Origin of the sequence: Herbiconiux sp. (genome assembly GCF_023264895.1) — a bacterium.
In the GTDB taxonomy this organism is placed as follows: domain Bacteria; phylum Actinomycetota; class Actinomycetes; order Actinomycetales; family Microbacteriaceae; genus Herbiconiux.
The window spans coordinates 13,615-28,344 of the sequence record NZ_JAHFUY010000058.1; the positions used below are offsets into that span (position 1 = coordinate 13,615).

Annotated in this window: 15 protein-coding genes and 1 pseudogene; 6 read left to right on the forward strand and 10 right to left on the reverse strand. The window is 71.0% G+C overall.

Annotated elements, in window-relative coordinates; genetic code table 11:
* Positions 1 to 4 precede the first annotated feature (4 nt).
* Both Q0D57_RS11800 and Q0D57_RS11805 read right to left on the reverse strand, forming a co-directional pair.
* Positions 5 to 469 (reverse strand): PRC-barrel domain-containing protein, encoded by a 465-nt coding sequence (locus Q0D57_RS11800; RefSeq protein WP_291043667.1) that lies wholly within the window; start codon positions 467 to 469, stop codon positions 5 to 7.
* A gap of 22 nt (positions 470 to 491) precedes the next feature.
* Positions 492 to 1,202, reverse strand: a complete 711-nt coding sequence (locus tag Q0D57_RS11805) for a hypothetical protein (RefSeq protein ID WP_291043678.1) — start codon at positions 1,200 to 1,202, stop codon at positions 492 to 494.
* A 125-nt stretch (positions 1,203 to 1,327) separates the two neighbouring features.
* On the opposite strand from Q0D57_RS11805, the gene Q0D57_RS11810 reads away from it, so the two are divergent.
* The gene (locus Q0D57_RS11810; protein WP_291043682.1) at positions 1,328 to 2,938 is read left to right on the forward strand and encodes an ABC-F family ATP-binding cassette domain-containing protein; all 1,611 of its coding nucleotides are present in this window, start codon (positions 1,328 to 1,330) and stop codon (positions 2,936 to 2,938) included.
* 127 nt (positions 2,939 to 3,065) lie between these two features.
* Here the strand turns inward: Q0D57_RS11810 and Q0D57_RS11815 are convergent, their stop codons facing one another.
* Both Q0D57_RS11815 and Q0D57_RS11820 read right to left on the reverse strand, forming a co-directional pair.
* The gene (locus tag Q0D57_RS11815) at positions 3,066 to 3,908 is read right to left on the reverse strand and encodes an aldo/keto reductase (protein ID WP_291043687.1); all 843 of its coding nucleotides are present in this window, start codon (positions 3,906 to 3,908) and stop codon (positions 3,066 to 3,068) included.
* 147 nt (positions 3,909 to 4,055) lie between these two features.
* Positions 4,056 to 4,520, reverse strand: a pseudogene (locus Q0D57_RS11820) (ribonuclease H); the annotation flags it as partial.
* Positions 4,521 to 4,590: 70 nt separating this feature from the next.
* Here Q0D57_RS11820 and Q0D57_RS11825 point away from each other — a divergent pair.
* The gene (locus Q0D57_RS11825; RefSeq protein WP_291043759.1) at positions 4,591 to 5,160 is read left to right on the forward strand and encodes a DUF1349 domain-containing protein; all 570 of its coding nucleotides are present in this window, start codon (positions 4,591 to 4,593) and stop codon (positions 5,158 to 5,160) included.
* Positions 5,161 to 5,287: 127 nt separating this feature from the next.
* On the opposite strand, the gene Q0D57_RS11830 is transcribed toward Q0D57_RS11825, so the two are convergent.
* Complete coding sequence (locus Q0D57_RS11830; protein WP_291043692.1) at positions 5,288 to 7,690, reverse strand: excinuclease ABC subunit UvrA; 2,403 nt, start codon at positions 7,688 to 7,690, stop codon at positions 5,288 to 5,290.
* Positions 7,691 to 7,756: 66 nt separating this feature from the next.
* On the opposite strand from Q0D57_RS11830, the gene Q0D57_RS11835 reads away from it, so the two are divergent.
* Positions 7,757 to 8,227, forward strand: a complete 471-nt coding sequence (locus Q0D57_RS11835) for a DUF5684 domain-containing protein (RefSeq protein ID WP_291043701.1) — start codon at positions 7,757 to 7,759, stop codon at positions 8,225 to 8,227.
* Here Q0D57_RS11835 and Q0D57_RS11840 read toward each other — a convergent pair.
* Together Q0D57_RS11840 and Q0D57_RS11845 are read right to left on the reverse strand one after the other, a co-directional pair.
* Positions 8,224 to 9,207, reverse strand: coding sequence for an NADP-dependent oxidoreductase (locus Q0D57_RS11840; protein ID WP_291043705.1), 984 nt, complete (start codon positions 9,205 to 9,207; stop codon positions 8,224 to 8,226). The genes Q0D57_RS11835 and Q0D57_RS11840 overlap by 4 nt on opposite strands.
* Before the next feature lie 275 nt (positions 9,208 to 9,482).
* Entirely contained in the window at positions 9,483 to 10,190 is a 708-nt protein-coding gene (locus tag Q0D57_RS11845) for a class I SAM-dependent methyltransferase (RefSeq protein WP_291043707.1), read from the reverse strand.
* A gap of 100 nt (positions 10,191 to 10,290) precedes the next feature.
* On the opposite strand from Q0D57_RS11845, the gene Q0D57_RS11850 reads away from it, so the two are divergent.
* Positions 10,291 to 10,683 (forward strand): PPOX class F420-dependent oxidoreductase, encoded by a 393-nt coding sequence (locus tag Q0D57_RS11850; protein WP_291043712.1) that lies wholly within the window; start codon positions 10,291 to 10,293, stop codon positions 10,681 to 10,683.
* A 46-nt stretch (positions 10,684 to 10,729) separates the two neighbouring features.
* Here Q0D57_RS11850 and Q0D57_RS11855 read toward each other — a convergent pair whose 3' ends face one another.
* Together Q0D57_RS11855 and Q0D57_RS11860 are read right to left on the reverse strand one after the other, a co-directional pair.
* Positions 10,730 to 11,272 carry a hypothetical protein gene (locus Q0D57_RS11855; RefSeq protein WP_291043719.1) on the reverse strand — a complete coding sequence of 181 codons (543 nt, stop codon included), beginning with the start codon at positions 11,270 to 11,272 and terminating at the stop codon, positions 10,730 to 10,732.
* A 47-nt stretch (positions 11,273 to 11,319) separates the two neighbouring features.
* Complete coding sequence (locus tag Q0D57_RS11860) at positions 11,320 to 11,550, reverse strand: hypothetical protein (protein WP_259526372.1); 231 nt, start codon at positions 11,548 to 11,550, stop codon at positions 11,320 to 11,322.
* A 150-nt stretch (positions 11,551 to 11,700) separates the two neighbouring features.
* Between Q0D57_RS11860 and argG the strand changes: the two genes are divergently transcribed.
* The gene (argG, locus tag Q0D57_RS11865; RefSeq protein WP_291043738.1) at positions 11,701 to 13,143 is read left to right on the forward strand and encodes an argininosuccinate synthase; all 1,443 of its coding nucleotides are present in this window, start codon (positions 11,701 to 11,703) and stop codon (positions 13,141 to 13,143) included.
* A gap of 113 nt (positions 13,144 to 13,256) precedes the next feature.
* Complete coding sequence (locus tag Q0D57_RS11870; RefSeq protein WP_291043745.1) at positions 13,257 to 13,610, forward strand: MmcQ/YjbR family DNA-binding protein; 354 nt, start codon at positions 13,257 to 13,259, stop codon at positions 13,608 to 13,610.
* Between the two features lie 5 nt (positions 13,611 to 13,615).
* Here the strand turns inward: Q0D57_RS11870 and Q0D57_RS11875 are convergent, their stop codons facing one another.
* Positions 13,616 to 14,608 carry a PrsW family glutamic-type intramembrane protease gene (locus Q0D57_RS11875; RefSeq protein WP_291043749.1) on the reverse strand — a complete coding sequence of 331 codons (993 nt, stop codon included), beginning with the start codon at positions 14,606 to 14,608 and terminating at the stop codon, positions 13,616 to 13,618.
* Positions 14,609 to 14,730 lie beyond the last annotated feature (122 nt).

The following is a 14,730-nucleotide window of genomic DNA, read 5'->3' on the forward strand; positions in this document are numbered from 1 at the left end:
CTCGTCAGATCAGGATGCGGTCCGGGCCGGGGGTGCCCGGTTCCTCCGGCCTCTCGGGGTCGTCGCGGTGCTCGGGCTTCGCGGGGTCGTCGCGGTGCTCGGGCTTCGCGGGGTCGTCGCGGTGCTCCGGAGTCGCGACGTCCGGCCGGTCGTCTGCGCCGAGGCCCCGGTAGTAGTCGCGGAGCTCCTGCTCCTGCTCCGGTGTGAGTCCGCCATCCGGGTCGGGATGCGGGGCATTCTTCACGTCGTCCTTGTCGAGCTCGACGAACACGTCGTCGTGCTCCCAGGTCGCCTCCTCGAGCGGCACGTAGAGGCTCGTGCGCCCGAACAGGCCGCCGTTCACCACCGCCCAGGTGGGGTGGCCGTCGGCGGCATCGACCAGCACCTGGTCGACGCGGCCGATGCGGGTGCGGTCACGGCCGTGCACGGTCGCGCCGATGATGCTCTGGATGTTCTGCGAGGGCAGCATGTCCGTCTCCTTCTCCCTCGACCTAGCGGCCGAGTCCGGCGCGGTCGACCTTGCGGTGGAACCGCATGCCCGCGACGCCGCCGAGGAGGGCCCCGCCGAGGCTCGCGAGCGCCACGGCGACGGCGGTGATGATGCCGGCCGTCGTGACGTCGCCCTCGTTCAGCGGGATCCGCGGGAAGCCGTTCACGTTGGCCAGGATGTTGAACTGGCTGCCCGCGATCGCGCCCACGATGGCCACGACCACGGCGATCACCACGGCCCAGAGCCACACGGCCAGTCCCTGCTTCACGCCGTCGAAGCGTGCCATCCGGCCGGCCACGTAGCCGCCGCAGAAGTAGGCGACGAGGGTCACGACCACGAGGGCGATGGCCCCCACGATGCCGACCGTCGCGGCCTGGTCGCCGTCGATCGAACCGCTGCCGTTCCCGGTGCCGACCTGGCCGCCGTCGGTGACCCCGAGGCCCACGGCGGCGCCGGTGGCGGCGACGAGGGCCGTCAGCAGCACCGCGGTGCCGGTGGCGGTGAGCCAGCCGAAGAACGCGGAGCCGAACTTGAAGCCGCCGTACTCCTGGCGCTCGCGCTCGACGACGTTCTCGCGGAGGGTGCTGCGATCCTCGACCGGAACGGAGCCGGCGGGCTGGGACGCGGCGGGCTGCGATCCGGCGGGCTGCGATCCGGTGCTCGGCGCAGCCGCGGCGCGGTCGGGTTCGCGAGGGGGAGGTGTGCTGGTCATGGTGGTTCCTTTCCAGGTCCGTCAGGCTCGAACCTACGACGGGAGGGCCGGTTCCGCCGCGGCTTGACAACCCGCGATCGTGCGGGGTCGGCCGCTTCCAGGTGCCGACGTTAGGCTGAGGCACCGTGAGTCTCATCCGCCTGAACGACGTCAGCATCGAGTTCGACGGGCGCCCCGTGGTGAAGGAGGCCTTCCTCAAGCTGAAGGCCGGCGATCGGGTGGGGCTGATCGGCAAGAACGGAACGGGCAAGACCACGTTCCTCGAGCTCATGCTCGGCCGCCTCGAGCCCACGACGGGCACGGTCGACGTCACGCTCGGCACCACGATCGGCTACTTCTCGCAGTTCTCCGAGCTCGATGGCGAACGCAGCATCCACGGCATCCTGAGCGACCACTTCGAGGCCGTGCACGCCACCCAGCGCCGGCTCGACGAGATCGGGGAGGCGCTCGCGTCGCCCGGCCTCGATCTGGAGGGCAGCGGGCCGGAGAGCATGACGGGGCTCCTCGCCGAGCAGGGCGAGCTGTTAGAGAAGATGGACGCGATCGACGGTTGGTCGTTCGAGAACACGATCGACTCGGTGCTCACGAGTCTCGGCTTCGACGCCGACCGCCGCGACCTGCCCGTCGACCGGCTCTCCGGCGGCTGGCGCAACCGGGCGGCGCTCGCGCGCATCCTCATCCAGTCGCCGGATGTGCTGCTGCTCGACGAGCCCACCAACTTCCTCGACCTCGACGGCGTGCGCTGGATCGAGAACTGGCTCGGCCGCTACCAGGGTGCCGTGCTCGTGGTCTCGCACGACCGGCAGTTCCTCGACGGGGTGGTCACGCGCATCGTCGAGATCGAGAACTACCGCCTGCAGGAGTACGAGGGCGACTACTCGGCCTACGTGCACGCCAAGCAGTCGCGCCTGAAGATGCTCGAGCGCCAGTTCGCGCACGAGGAGGAGCTGCTCGCCTACGAGCAGGCCGCGAGCGCGGCGCGCCGGGAGGCCGCCCGCAATCCCTCGAATGCGGTCGCGCGCCGCCTCGCCGACATCAAGAAGCGGCAGGCGCCCAGGCCGATCGACCAGATCATCACCGACATCTACGGCGGGCTCCGCGTGAGCAACGACCTGCTCGAGGTGGTGAAGCTCTCGAAGGGCTTCGGCGGATCGCCCTTGTTCTCGGATCTGACGTTCAGCCTTCACCGCGGCGACCGCGTGGCCGTGCTCGGCTCGAACGGCTCGGGCAAGTCGACGCTGCTGGATGTGCTGACCGGCGAGACCGAGCCGGATGCGGGGCAGATCCGCTGGGCGAAGGGCGCGCGGTTCATCTCCTACAACCAGGTCTACGCCGAGCTCGACCTCACCGACACCGTGGGTCACGCCGTCAACGCGTATCCGGACTCGCTCGCCTTCAGCGCCACGAAGAAGAGCGTGGGCCGGTTCCTCGCCATGCTGCAGTTCTCGGACGCCGACCTCAAGCAGAAGATCGGCACCCTCTCGGGCGGTCAGCGCGCGCGGGTGGCGATCGCGCAGTGCCTGCTGTCGGGGGCCGCGGTGATCGTGCTCGACGAGCCCACCAACCACCTCGACATCACGAGCACGCAGGTGATGGAGCGGGCCCTGACGCACTTCCCGGGGGCGGTGCTCGTCGTCTCGCACGACCGGTTCTTCGTCGACAAGCTCGCCGACCGCCTCCTCATCTTCGACGGCACCCCCGCCGTGCAGGAGCGCGCCGCCTCCGGCGCCCTCTGACCGGCCGGCGGGCGCCCCTCGTGGCGGCTCCGCGGGCTTTCGCGCGGACTTCGCCAAACCAGCCGCAGACCGACCGCTATTACGGGCCGATGTGGTTCAGACGTGGCGAAGTCCGCGAAGATCGGGGCTACTGCTCCTCGTGGGTGGTGGGGTCGCCGCCGAAGAGGCGGCCGTCGGGCTTGCCGAGGGCCGTGATGGCGTCGACCTCGGCGGGGGTGAGCTCGAAGCCGAAGACGTCGAGGTTCTCGGCCTGGCGGGAGGGGGTGGAGCTCTTCGGGATGGGCACGTTGCCGAGCTGCACCTGCCAGCGCAGGATCGCCTGCGCTGGGGTGACGCCGTGCGCCTCGGCGGCCGCCACCACCGCGGGCTCCTGGTAGGGCGCGTTGCCCTTGCCGAGGGGGCTCCACGACTCGGTGAGGATGCCGAGACGGGCGTTGACCGCACGCTGCTCCACCTGCGGGAAGTACGGGTGCAGCTCGATCTGGTTCACCGCAGGCGTCACGCCCGTGGCCTCGATGATGCGCGCGAGGTGCTCCTCCTGGAAGTTGCTGACGCCGATCGAGCGCACGAGGCCCTGCTCGCGGGCCTCGACGAGCGCCTGCCAGGCCTCGACGTACTGATCGACGCTCGGGTTCGGCCAGTGGATGATGTAGAGGTCGAAGTGGTCGAGCTGCGCGCGCCAGAGCGACTCGCGCACCGCATCGAGCGCGAGCGCCCTCTCGTGGTAGCGGCCCGGGAGCTTCGACGTCACGAAGAGCTCGTCACGCGCGACGCCGCTCCGGCGGATGGCCTCGCCGACTGTGCCCTCGTTGTCGTAGTTGAACGCGCTGTCGATCGAGCGGTAGCCGGTGCGGATGGCCGACTCGATCGCCTCCAGCCCCTCGGCGCCGCGGAGGGGATAGGTGCCGAAGCCGATCGCGGGGATGCGGTGGCCGTCGTTCAGGTCGAGGAGGGGAGCGAGATCAGTCATGCCCTCCACGCTACGCCGGGAGGCGGGGCGCGGCGATCAGAACAGCGTGTCCTGCTGCGCCACGGCGGGGGCTTCCGACGCCACAGGTGCGGTGGCCGGTGCGGTGGCCGGTGCGCTCCCGGGTGCGGAGGCCGGTGCGCTCGCCGGAGCACCCGGGAAGCCCGGTCCGGTGTCCGGCGCCTTCTTGCGGGCGTAGGCCTCCGCCGCCGCGCGCGCACGCGCATCCGCCGCCTCGTTCATGACGTGGCCGATGTGCCCCTTGACCCACTCGAAGGTGTAGCGGCGGCCCACGATGGCCTCGTCGATCTCCTTGATGAGGTCGAGGTTCATGACGGGCTTGCCGTCGCCCTTCCGCCAGCCCTTGCGCTTCCAGCCCGGCATCCACTTGGTGATGGTGTTGATGACGTACTGGCTGTCGCAGAGGATGTGCAGGTCGTCGTCGACGTGCGCCGTGGCACGGAAGAGCTCGAGCACCGCCTTCAGCTCGCCCATGTTGTTGGTGCCGTGCGGCCAGCCGCCGGCACCCCAGGTGCTGTCGTCGATGTACCAGGCCCAGCCTGCTGGTCCGGGGTTGCCGAGGGCCGAGCCGTCGGCGGAAGCGGTGATAGTCATCGCCTCCCAGGGTAGCGGGGTGCAGAATGGGTGGCGTCACGACGAGGGGATGGCTGTGGGGTTCGACGGACTGCTGGAGAACGGGCGCTGGACCACCGAGCCCGTGCGGAGCGACCTCGACGGCGACGTGCTCCGGGTCGAGGCGCGGGAGGGCAGCGATGCCTGGCGCACCACCTCCTACGGGTTCGTTCACGACACCGAGCACGCCCTGCTCGAGTCGTTCGGTGCCGAGGAGGCCGTGGAGGTCTCGTTCGTGCTCGACTTCACGGCACAGTTCGACCAGGCGGGGGTGTTCCTCCGCGTCTCGGCCACCGAGTGGATCAAGGCGGGGGTGGAGCTGTCGGACGGCGTTCCGCAGGTGGGAGCCGTCGTGACCCACGGCCACTCCGACTGGTCGGTGGCTCCCGTGCCCGAGTGGGTGGGGCGTGTCGTGACCGTGCGCGCGAGCCGATCCGGTGACGCCGTGACCGTGCGAGCCAAGGCGGCGGGCGAGCCGTTCCGCCTGGTGCGGGTGGCGCACCTCGACCCGCACGCCGAGGTCTCTGCCGGGCTCTTCTGCTGCGCCCCCACCCGGGCGGGGTTCGAGGTCGCCTTCACGGGCTACTCCCGCGGCCCCGCCGACGCCTCGCTGCACCCCTAGCCCGAGCCCGACCCACGCCTCCGACAACGGAGGACAGAGGGGCGGGCGGTGGTTCGAGGCTCCTCCGTCGGCGTTCACGCGGCGGATGTTCCTCCGTTGTCGAGGAGCCTGGGCCGGTGCTCCTCGCTCAGGCGGGCGAGAGCGGATGCGCCCCCACGTAGGCCGCGAGGTGCTCCGCCGTGAGGGTGGAGCGCGCCGCCACGAGTTCGGCGGGCGTGCCCTCGAACACGATCCGCCCGCCGTCGTGGCCGGCACCGGGGCCGAGGTCGATGATCCAGTCGGCGTGCGCCATGACCGCCTGGTGGTGCTCGATCACGATCACCGACCGCCCCGACTCCACGAGCCGGTCGAGCAGCCCGAGCAGCTGCTCCACGTCGGCGAGGTGCAGCCCCGTGGTGGGTTCGTCGAGCACGTACACCTCGCCCTTCTCGCCCATCTGCGACGCGAGCTTCAGCCGCTGGCGCTCGCCGCCCGAGAGGGTCGTGAGCGGCTGGCCGAGGCTCAGGTAGCCGAGCCCCACGTCGACCAGGCGGGTGAGCACGGCGTGCGCGGCGGGGATCCGGGACGCCGGATCGGCCGAGCCCGGCCCGAAGAACTGCTCGGCCTCCGAGATCGGCATGCCGAGCACCTCGCTGATGTTCCGGCCCCCCAGCCGGTAGTCGAGCACGGCTGCCTGGAACCGCCGCCCCTCGCACTCCTCGCAGGTGGTCGAGACACCGGCCATCATGCCGAGGTCGGTGTAGATGACCCCGGCCCCGTTGCAGGTGGGGCAGGCGCCCTCGGAGTTGGCGCTGAAGAGCGCGGGCTTCACCCCGTTCGCCTTGGCGAACGCCTTGCGGATGGGCTCGAGCATCCCCGTGTAGGTGGCCGGGTTGCTGCGCCGCGAGCCGCGGATGGCGGACTGGTCGATCGCCACCACGCCCTCCCGCGGGGCCACCGACCCGTGGATGAGCGAGCTCTTGCCGGACCCGGCGACCCCCGTGACCACGACGAGCATGCCGAGCGGGATGTCGACGTCGACACCCGTGAGGTTGTGCGAGGTCGCGCCGCGCACCTCGAGCGCTCCCGTGGGGCTCCGCACGGCGCCCTTCAGCGCCGCCTTGTCGTCGAGGTGCCGGCCGGTGAGCGTGCCGCTCGCGCGGAGCCCCTCCACGCTGCCCTCGTAGACGACCTCGCCGCCCGCCGTGCCCGCGCGGGGGCCGAGGTCGACCACGTGGTCGGCGATCGCGATGGCCTCGGGCTTGTGCTCCACCACGAGCACCGTGTTGCCCTTGTCGCGCAGCTGCAGCAGGAGCCGGTTCATGCGCTGGATGTCGTGCGGGTGCAGGCCCACGGTCGGCTCGTCGAACACGTAGGTGATGTCGGTGAGCGACGAGCCGAGGTGCCGGATCATCTTCGTGCGCTGCGCCTCGCCGCCCGAGAGCGTGCCCGAGGGGCGGTCGAGCGAGAGGTAGCCGAGCCCGATCTCGACGAACGAGTCGAGCGTCTGGGCGAGCGAGTCGAGCAGGGGAGCGACCGACGGCTCGTCGAGTTGGCGCACCCAGGCCGCGAGGTCGCTGATCTGCATGGCGCACGCATCCGCGATGCTGATGCCGTCGATCTTCGACGAGCGCGCCCCCTCGTTGAGGCGCGTGCCCTCGCACTCGGGGCACGTGGTGAAGGTGAAGGCCCGGTCGACGAAGGCGCGGATGTGCGGCTGCATCGCGTCTCGGTCTTTCGAGAGCATCGACTTCTGGATCTTCGGCACGAGGCCCTCGTAGGTGAGGTTCATGTTCTCGAACTTGACCTTGACGGGCTCCTTGTAGAGGAAGTCGGCGAGCTCGGCCTCGGTGTAGTCGCGGATCGGCTTCTCGCCGTCGAGGAACCCCGACGCGGCGAACACCCGCACCATCCAGCCGTCTGCCGTGTAGCCCGGCACCGTGATGGCGCCCTCGGAGAGCGACTTCGACTCGTCGTAGAGCTGCGTCAGGTCGATGTCGTTCACCTGCCCGCGGCCCTCGCACCGCGGGCACATGCCGCCCGTGACGATGAAGTCGCGCACCACGGCGGTGCCCCCGGATGCCTTCTCCACGGTCAGCGCGCCGCTCGCCTTGGCCGAGGCCACATTGAAGGAGAACGCGTTGGGTGAGCCGATGTGGGGCAGACCCAGCCTGCTGAACACGATCCGGAGCATGGCGTTCGCATCCGTCGCCGTGCCGACCGTGGAACGGGGGTTCGCCCCCATGCGCTCCTGGTCGACGATGATGGCCGTGGTGAGGCCCTCGAGCACATCGACGTCGGGCCGCGCGAGCGTGGGCATGAAGCCCTGCACGAAGGCGCTGTAGGTCTCGTTGATCATGCGCTGCGACTCTGCGGCGATGGTGCCGAAGACGAGTGAGCTCTTGCCCGATCCGGAGACGCCCGTGAAGACGGTGAGGCGGCGCTTGGGGAGCTCGACGCTGACGTTCTTGAGGTTGTTCTCGCGGGCGCCGTGCACCCGGATGAGGTCGTGCGTGTCGGCGAGGTGCGGCGGGGTCTCGGAGGCGGCCATGGCAGAAGGGTAGCGGTGCCCTCCGACATCCGCTTCTCGGATTCTGCCCATCGTTAGGGTGGGGGCATGAGCTCAGACGAGACCGCCCAGTTCCTCGCTATCTACCTGACGGTGATGGTCGGGACGATCCTGTTGACCCTCCTGATCGTCGCGGCCCTCTGGGTGCTGATGGGATTCGCGCTGATGGCGCTGTTCCGCAAGGTGGGCATCAAGCCGTGGGTGGCGTGGGTGCCGGTCTACCGCACCTGGGTGTGGCTCGAGCTCGGCGGGCAGCCGGGGTGGCTGTCGCTGCTGTCGATCGCGGGGCTCGGCACGGTCACGAGCGTGTTCCTCTACATCGGCATGTGGCGCACGGGGCTCGCGTTCCGGAAGGACGCCGGGTTCCTCGTGATCGGGATCTTCTTCCCCTACGTGTGGGCGTTCATGCTCGGCGGGCGCACCGCGGTCTACGAGCCCCAGCTGCTCGCCTGGCACCGGCAGCCGCCGCCCCGCGCGGGCTACGGGTCGTACCTCCCGAACCCGGCGAACGCGTTCTAGGCCCGTGCGTCGGCGACGTCGCGCGCCTTGAGGTGGCGGCTCGCGGAGACCGGATGCGTGACCAGCACGACCTTGCCCCGTGAGTGCAGCTTGTCGAGGTCGGCGTAGGCCCTGGCCGTGTCGGCGAGCGGGTAGAGCCCGGAGATGAGCAGCGTGAACGCCTGCGTCTCGGCGAGGGCGAGCACCGCCTCGAGCTGGCGGGTGCCGTGCTCGACGGACTCGGCGTCGTCCTGCAGCAGCCGCAGCTCGGTGTCGCGGCGATCGGCGCTCGAGCGGTAGCGGGAGGCCGGCACGCCGAGCTCCTCGGCGAGCTCGAGGCCGTCCTGGCCGAAGTTGTCGATGAAGGCGGTCACGCCCCCCTTCGCCGCCTCGCGGATCCGGTCGGCGATGCCCGGGCCGTACTTCACCGGGATGATGCCGATCTGGCGCAGGTAGTCGAAGTTGCGCTCGCCGCAGGTGCCGATGACGGTGGCGCCGCGGTGGCGGGCGATCTGGGCCTCGATGCTGCCGACCCCGCCGGCGGCCGCGGAGATGACGACCGTGTCGCCGGCGCCGATCCGGAGGTCGTCGAGCGTGTCGAGGGCGGTGACCCCGGCCAGGTAGAGCCCGCCCGCGGTCTCCCAGGTGACCCGCCTCGGCTTCTTCACGAGGGTGGCTGCGGGCACGGTGAGGTAGGTGGCGTGGGCTCCGGATCGGAGATGGCCGACGACCTCGGTGCCGCGCGGCAGCCCTGGGTCGGCGGAGTCGACGACGATCCCGGCGAAGCAGCTGCCCGTTCCGCGCGGGAACGGCTCGTCGGCCCAGGTGACCTCGCGACCGCTCCGGATGAAGCCGTCGATGTGGCTGATGCCCGCGGCGATCACCTCGACCGTGACCTCGCCGGGGCCGGGCGGCGGGAGCGGGCGACGGTGGAGTTCGAGCACCTCCGAGTCTCCCGCTCGGTCGTACTCGATGACATCGGTCTCGCTCGGCTTCTTCACCGCGACCACCTCGACTTCCCTGTCTCTGCTCAGGCTAGGCAGTGGGGGGCGTCGCGTCCAGACCCGCCGGGTGATCCGGGGTGGGCAATCGCACGATGCGGTCGGCTCCTGCTTCAGCACGGTCATGCCGCCACCGGCGGTTGGCGTTCGGGAGTGCAAACGTCGCGGCATCCGGGCCGTATATGGCCTCGGATGCCGCGACGTTTGTCGTTCCCCACGCAGATCCGCGCGAGCGCGGGTGGTGCGAGCGCGCGCGGCGGCGGAAGCGCGGCGGCTCAGGCCGTGCGGCGGAGGAGGAGCACGGCGTCGTCGATGTCGACGACGGTGCCGTCGGGGGCCGTGGCGCGGCGGGGGCGGTTCTCGTCGACGATGGTCGTCCAGAGGGCCGGGTCGAGGGCGAGCGCGTCGAGCACCTGGGCGTTGGTGGGCAGCTCGGTGTCGTCGTGGTGGTGCTCGGAGGCCCACGGCGGGATTCCGGCGTGCCCCACCACGAGCAGGTGCCCGCCGGGTGCCACGGCTCCGGCCGCCCGGCGCAGCACGTCCTCCCGCGGGAACGCGACCTCGACGGGCGCGTGCAGGAAGCAGGCCGAGACGAGGTCGTAACGCTCCTCGGCGCCCGGATGCCAGTCGACCAGGTCGTGGTGCTGCCAGGTGAGGCGGTCGGCGGGGATGCCCCGCGCATCCGCTTCGTCGGCGGCGCGGGCGAGGGCGGTGGGCGAGATGTCGATGCCCGTGACCCTCCAGCCCTGCTCGGCGAGCCAGAGGGAGTCGCCGCCCTCGCCGCTGCCCAGGTCGAGAGCGGTGCCGGGGGCGAGGCCGGTGCCGTGGGTGAGCCCGTTGACGGTGTCGATGAGGGCCCGGTTGGCGTTGCCGCTCCAGATGCGGGAGCGCTCGCCGTAGCGGGACTCCCAGAAGGCGGAGGCATCCGCCGGCTCGCGGTGCTCGTCGGTGCGGTGCTCGTGGGCTGGGTGCTCGTGGCTCATGGCATCACACTGCCGGATGCGCCGCGCGGCCGCAAAGACCCGTGCCGGTTCGGCAATCCGGGCATCGTGGCGGGCGGGGGTGTCGTGGTTGGATGAGGTCATGAGCGATGCGATCCCCGCCGACTACGCGGAGCTGCTCGAGCAGCCCAACTACGGCCATCTCGGAACGGTGCGGCCCGACGGAACGGTGCAGGTCAACCCGATGTGGTTCCTCCGCGAGGGCGACACCCTGCGCTTCACGCACACCACGAAGCGCGCCAAGTTCCGCAACCTGCAGCAGAACCCGGCCATGAGCCTCTCGGTCATCGATCCCGAGAACCCGTTCCGCTACCTCGAGGTGCGCGGCAAGCTCATCGCGGTCGAGCCCGACCCCACCGGCGCCTTCTACGTGGTGCTCGGCAAGCGCTACGGCGACCCGGACCAGGCGCCGCCGCCCGACTCGGCCGACCGCGTCGTGCTCGTCATGAGCATCGAGAAGACGACCTCGCAGTAGCTGTCGCCGCACTGCACCGGCTCTGACGCAGGCTCGGGCGCGCTCGTCAGGCGCTGAGCGCCTCGGGAACCCACCGGGCCGCGGCGACCGCCGCCGAGAGCAGCAGTGTCACCCCCATGGTGACCCCGACGGCGTAGCTCGGGGCGATGCGGCGGTTCTGAGCCACCCGACCGGCGACGATCACGAGCACCGCCTGCACGAGCCCGAGCACCACGAGCGCGGGGTCGTCGAGCAGGATGCCGAGCGGCACGAAGTGCAGCGCCACCACGAGCCCCACGGCCAGCGCGAACCACTTCGTGCGGCCCTTCCGCCAGAGCACGAAGCACGCGAGCCCCGCGGCCACGACCTCGATGCCCACGATGATGCCGAAGACCCCGTACTGCCCCTCGAGCCCCGACGGCGTGCTCCACGTGCGCCACACCAGGAGGCCTCCGCCGACGGCGGCGACGATCCCGAGCCCGCTGCCGATGCCGAGCCAGAGGGGCGCCCGCTTCGGCGGAGCCTCCTGCGCCCATCCCAGCCACACGCAGGTCATGAGCCCGAACCACGCCAGCAGGAACACTCCGTCGCGCAGGAACTCGGTCGCCATGCGGTCAGCCTAGGCTCCTAGCCCGCCCGCCGCCCAGGCAGGGCGGCTCAGGCGGCGCGCGCGACCTCGACGAGCGTGTGCTCGAGCGCGGCGAACGACTCCTCCACCGAGGCGCGGTCGATCGCACCCGTCGAGAAGCGGTGCGTGATCGTGTAGACCTCGAGCCGGGCGCGCGCGGCGTCGGCGGGATGCCGGCGGGCGAGCCCGTCGATGGCGGAGTGCAGGGCGCGACGCCGGGAGAGGAGGTCGCGGGTCCAGGCGGTGGAGTCGAGTGCCATGGTTCACATCCTTTTCGATCTGTGTCCCGAACGTACGGCCGGAAGGTGAACGGCGGCCAGCAGTGTGACGAACGTTGCCTGCGAACGGTCACAGTGTTTCGCGAGAAGACGGCGCCAAGACGCCCCCCTCGCGCGCGCTACAGTTTTCGTATGTCCAAGGTTCTCAGTTCCCTTCCTGTCGGCGAGCGCGTCGGCATCGCATTCTCGGGCGGTCTCGACACCTCCTGCGCCGTCGCCTGGATGCGCGAGAAGGGCGCTGTGCCCTGCACCTACACGGCCGACATCGGCCAGTACGACGAGCCCGAGATCGACACCGTGCCCGCCCGCGCGCTCGAGTACGGCGCCGAGATCGCCCGTCTCGTCGACGCGAAGAGCGCGCTCGTGGAGGAGGGCCTCGTGGCGCTCCAGTGCGGCGCGTTCCACATCCGCTCCGGCGGCAAGACCTACTTCAACACCACGCCCCTCGGCCGCGCCGTCACGGGCACCATGCTCGTGCGCGCCATGAAGGAGGACGGCGTCGACATCTGGGGCGACGGATCCACCTACAAGGGCAACGACATCGAGCGCTTCTACCGCTACGGCCTGCTCGCCAACCCGCGTCTGCGCGTCTACAAGCCGTGGCTCGACGCGGAGTTCGTGGGCGAGCTCGGCGGCCGCACCGAGATGAGCGAGTGGCTCGTGGCGCGCGGCTTCCCCTACCGCGACTCCACCGAGAAGGCCTACTCGACCGACGCCAACATCTGGGGCGCCACCCACGAGGCCAAGCGCCTGGAGGAGCTCGACGCCGGGCTCGACATCGTGGAGCCGATCATGGGCGTCGCCGCCTGGCGCGACGACGTCGAGATCGCCACCGAGGAGGTGTCGGTGCGCTTCGAGGCGGGGCGCCCGGTGGCCATCAACGGCACCGAGTTCCCGGATGCCGTGGCTCTCGTGATCGAGGCCAACGCCATCGGCGGCCGTCACGGCCTGGGCGTCTCGGACCAGATCGAGAACCGCATCATCGAGGCCAAGAGCCGCGGCATCTACGAGGCGCCGGGCATGGCGCTGCTGCACATCGCCTACGAGCGCCTGCTGAACGCCATCCACAACGAGGACACGGTGGCGAACTACCACACCGAGGGCCGCCGCCTCGGCCGCCTCATGTACGAGGGCCGCTGGCTCGACCCGCAGTCGCTGATGCTCCGCGAGTCCATCCAGCGCTGGGTGGGCTCCGCCGTCACGGGCGAGGTCGTGCTGCGCCTTCGCCGCGGCGACGACTACACGATCCTCGACACCCGGGGCCCCGCCCTCAGCTACCACCCCGACAAGCTCTCGATGGAGCGCGTCGGCGACGCCGCGTTCGGCCCTGGCGACCGGATCGGCCAGCTCACCATGCGCAACCTCGACATCGCCGACTCGCGTTCCCGCCTCGAGCAGTACGCGGCGGCCGGCATCATCGGCGGCGCCACGGCCGAGCTCGTCGGCACCCTCGAGGAGGGCGCGGCGAACGAGATCCTCGGCAGCAGCGCCCCGCACAGCGCCGACGCCGACGCCCTCGAGCGCGCCACCGACCTCGCCTCCGAGGGCGCCGCCTTCGACGCAGGCACCGACTAGCCCGCCCCCGCCCCCTTCCCACGAGTGGGCACTTTCGGTCTCAAGATCTCATTCTCAGAGCCGAAAGTGCCCACTCGTGGGAGGGGGTGGGCGGGGGGCGGTAGTTTGAGGGCATGAGCGAGAGGATGACGCGCGAGCGGGTGCTCGAGGTGTGCGGCGAGCTGCCGGCCACCACGGATGAGCGGCCGTTCGGCCCCGAGACCGCCGTGTTCAAGGTGGTGGGCAAGGTGTTCGCGCTCTGGGACCTCGAGAGCGACGCCGAGGGCGTGACCCTCAAGGCCCAGCCCGCCTACATCGACGCGCTCGTGCGCGACCACCCCTGGATCACTCGCGGCTACCACATGAACAAGCGGCACTGGATCTCGGTGCTCTTCGATGAGCGCACCGACGCGGCCCTCGTGGAGGACCTCATCGTGAACTCCTACGACCTCGTGGTCGCCGGCCTCCCGCGGGCGAAGCGCCCCTAGCGCCCCTAGACGGCGGCTGGTGCCTCGGCGGTCGCCTCCAGCGCGGCGCGCGACCGCCTGGCCACGTGCCGCCAGACGAACCCGCCGACGAGTGCGACCACGATCAGGGAGCCCCAGGTGGCGAGCGCACCGGCGACGGCGCTGCCGGTGGCGATCTCGACGAGGGATCCCGACGAGTCCCAGAGGCCGTGCAGCACCGCCACGCCCAGGTAGGCCCCGACCACGCCGAGCGTCAGGCGGTAGTGCCCCGTCTTCGACGCGGCGTGGAAGATCGCCGCGCCGAGCAGCGCGCTCCACAGCGGGTGCATGAGCGGCGAGAGCAGCCCGCGCCTCAGCGCGACGTCGGCGGCGGCGACCAGCGGCGACGGGGCCCCCGTGCCGAACGCCTCCCAGATGTAGTAGGTGGTCTCGAGGATGGCGAAGCCGATGCCGATCGCGCCGCCGAGGAACAGGCCGTTGCGTGTGGTCTTCGCGACCTTCCAGCCGAGGGCGACGATGAGCACCGCCTTCGCGAACTCCTCGACGATGCCCGCGAGCGCGAGGGAGGTGACTCCCTCGCCGCCCACGACCTCCTGCGGAATGAGCGTGACGAGCGAGTCGAGGGTGCCGCCGAGCGTGAAGGCGAGCAGGCCGCCGATCGCCGCCGTCTGCACGATCTTCTCGGGGGTGAGGGTGTCGAGCGGGGTCAGCCGGTGCACCATGATCCAGAGCAGGGTGAGCGGGATGAACGCGGCCCCGATGACGAACCAGGCGGGCGCCATGGCGAGGTTGTGCATCAGGTGCAGCGGCACGAGCCCGATGAACAGCCACACCGCGATGCCGAGGGCCAGCACGAGCACGGTGTGGGTGTGCCGGATCGGCTTGTGCGGCTTCGTGCGGTGGTGCCCGCGCTTCGTGCTCTGGTCGAGACCGGTGCTCACGGCGATGTCCTCCTTCGGCGGGGCATCGCCGTGCGCACCCGCGGCCCAGCTCGCGATTCCCCGCGAGCAGAGTGTCACCCGCATACACCTCGGCGCCACTTCGCGCCCGTCGCCCACGGGATTCCCCGTGACCCGGATGCGGCCCGCCGACTCAGGCGGCCCCGCTCAGACGGCCGGCTCAGGCGGCCGCGCTCACACGG

Bases quoted from the DNA above. Each gene is read 5' to 3' on its own strand.
- Q0D57_RS11800 (WP_291043667.1), bottom strand. From the start codon at position 469: ATGCTGCCCTCGCAGAACATCCAGAGCATCATCGGCGCGACCGTGCAC.
- Q0D57_RS11805 (WP_291043678.1), bottom strand. From the start codon at position 1,202: ATGACCAGCACACCTCCCCCTCGCGAACCCGACCGCGCCGCGGCTGCG.
- Q0D57_RS11815 (WP_291043687.1), bottom strand. From the start codon at position 3,908: ATGACTGATCTCGCTCCCCTCCTCGACCTGAACGACGGCCACCGCATC.
- Q0D57_RS11830 (WP_291043692.1), bottom strand. From the start codon at position 7,690: ATGGCCGCCTCCGAGACCCCGCCGCACCTCGCCGACACGCACGACCTC.
- Q0D57_RS11835 (WP_291043701.1), top strand. From the start codon at position 7,757: ATGAGCTCAGACGAGACCGCCCAGTTCCTCGCTATCTACCTGACGGTG.
- Q0D57_RS11845 (WP_291043707.1), bottom strand. From the start codon at position 10,190: ATGAGCCACGAGCACCCAGCCCACGAGCACCGCACCGACGAGCACCGC.
- Q0D57_RS11850 (WP_291043712.1), top strand. From the start codon at position 10,291: ATGAGCGATGCGATCCCCGCCGACTACGCGGAGCTGCTCGAGCAGCCC.
- Q0D57_RS11855 (WP_291043719.1), bottom strand. From the start codon at position 11,272: ATGGCGACCGAGTTCCTGCGCGACGGAGTGTTCCTGCTGGCGTGGTTC.
- Q0D57_RS11860 (WP_259526372.1), bottom strand. From the start codon at position 11,550: ATGGCACTCGACTCCACCGCCTGGACCCGCGACCTCCTCTCCCGGCGT.
- argG (WP_291043738.1), top strand. From the start codon at position 11,701: ATGTCCAAGGTTCTCAGTTCCCTTCCTGTCGGCGAGCGCGTCGGCATC.
- Q0D57_RS11870 (WP_291043745.1), top strand. From the start codon at position 13,257: ATGAGCGAGAGGATGACGCGCGAGCGGGTGCTCGAGGTGTGCGGCGAG.